Below are 1,448 nucleotides of genomic sequence, written 5' to 3'. Positions count from 1 at the left end.
CTTCGGCTGGATCGCCCGCTGCCGCAGGTTGGCTCGCGACCACGAGGCTACCCCGTCCTCTGCGCTCGCCTTCTTCGTCCTCGCCGCAGCCATGATCCTCGTCAGACGGATCGCCCGAGCTTTATGAAACAGGGTCTAAGTGAGGGCTTCCCATCGCTCATCCTTCAGCAACCTGTCTGACCCACCGTGGACGGTGCCGCATCAGCAGCCAGCAGGTTGCCCGATCCGCTGTGGTGGCCTTGCTTGCCCCCTCGGGCTTCATCAAGGCAGTCTTGATCTGGCTGCTCATTGTGTCGCTGGGCACGACGCTCATCTCCCAAATGTAGCGCTACGCTGCTGGGCGTAGAGACGATCGATTTCAGCGACCGCCTGCTGGCGATCCTCCATTGCGGACTCCAGCATGGCGACGGCAGTTATTGAGGCTTGATCCGTGGGACCGAAGCCCGTCTTCAACTCCTCGATCCGCTGCTTGGCGAAGTCGTTGCGCCCCTCGTACCAAGTGCGCAGATCCTGGAGCGCCTTGCTGTAGCCGGCGCCCTCCTCGCGGGTCAGGTTGTGTGCTTTTGTACGCGCGCTCATGCCATTACCTACTTCTGCGCTGGCAGCGGTACTGCCAAAATTGCCTCAACGTAGACCTGCGTGTGACCGATCGGGATTAAGTAAGACGAAACCGCGTCCGGCATGCCGAACGCAGACTGAGGCTAACCACATGCCTCAGCCCGCCCTACCGATGCCTCGGATACACGATGGGCTCTGTCGGCGGGGTCGCCCGTCGCTTGTTGGAGTGGTACTTGGATCGACCTTGTCGGGCTAGGTACGCCTCGCTACAGCGCGCCATGGACAAGCTCGAAGCCCTCCTGGACCGCCTCAAGACCCGCCAGCGCGATCTCATCATGGAAGCCGCTCAGTACAACACAATGCCAGCCGACAGTACGCTGAAGCGGATCGCAGAGCTTGAGAACGTGATTGCGGCGGTGGAGGCTGTGGCCGACGAAGAACGGGGTAGGCGGCGACCGTAGAGCCGACGACGTATCGCTCATCCTTCAGCAACTTGTCTGGTGCACTGCGGTGGCGCTGCATCAGCGGCCAGCAGATCTGCCCGATCCGCTGTGGCGGTCCTGTATGCCCCTTCATACAGGGCCGCCTACAACATTCCAGCCGACAAGCCGCCCTCGGGCCTTCACGACCCGACGTCGTGCGCACACGGGCTGACAGGGCAAGAGTCAAGCCGTGGGGATCTGGCACCTGCGCCGACCCGACTTATCAGCCGCTGACTAGGAGTAACGGGGGAGTATGGGGGATCGAGTGTCAGCCGCTGATTGGCGAGGGCGTTACGTTAATGCCCCCGGTAATCGTATATTCTTGCCGGAACTCACTTGGCGGGCTCGACAAGGTCCATTCTGGAAGGGCCAGAGGACTGCTGTTCCGCTGGCGCCTGAGGATCTTTG

Annotated in this window: 2 protein-coding genes and 1 pseudogene; 2 read left to right on the top strand and 1 reads right to left on the bottom strand. The window is 61.8% G+C overall.

Annotated features, from left to right (window positions below; genetic code table 11):
* Window positions 1-127: pseudogene (locus MKK60_RS19030) on the top strand (IS5/IS1182 family transposase); the annotation flags it as partial.
* Between the two features lie 182 nt (window positions 128-309).
* On the opposite strand, the gene MKK60_RS19025 reads toward MKK60_RS19030, so the two are convergent.
* The gene (locus tag MKK60_RS19025) at window positions 310-579 is read right to left on the bottom strand and encodes a hypothetical protein (RefSeq protein WP_243988175.1); all 270 of its coding nucleotides are present in this window, start codon (window positions 577-579) and stop codon (window positions 310-312) included.
* A gap of 257 nt (window positions 580-836) precedes the next feature.
* On the opposite strand from MKK60_RS19025, the gene MKK60_RS19020 reads away from it, so the two are divergent.
* Window positions 837-1,019, top strand: coding sequence for a hypothetical protein (locus tag MKK60_RS19020; protein ID WP_243988174.1), 183 nt, complete (start codon window positions 837-839; stop codon window positions 1,017-1,019).
* Window positions 1,020-1,448 lie beyond the last annotated feature (429 nt).

The organism is Methylobacterium sp. J-092, assembly GCF_022829325.1.
Taxonomy (GTDB): domain Bacteria; phylum Pseudomonadota; class Alphaproteobacteria; order Rhizobiales; family Beijerinckiaceae; genus Methylobacterium.
This window is presented reverse-complemented; position numbering and strand designations above follow the sequence as displayed.

Excerpts from the sequence above, each read along its gene's own strand:
- MKK60_RS19025 (WP_243988175.1), bottom strand. The coding sequence starts at position 579 with ATGAGCGCGCGTACAAAAGCACACAACCTGACCCGCGAGGAGGGCGCC.
- MKK60_RS19020 (WP_243988174.1), top strand. The coding sequence starts at position 837 with ATGGACAAGCTCGAAGCCCTCCTGGACCGCCTCAAGACCCGCCAGCGC.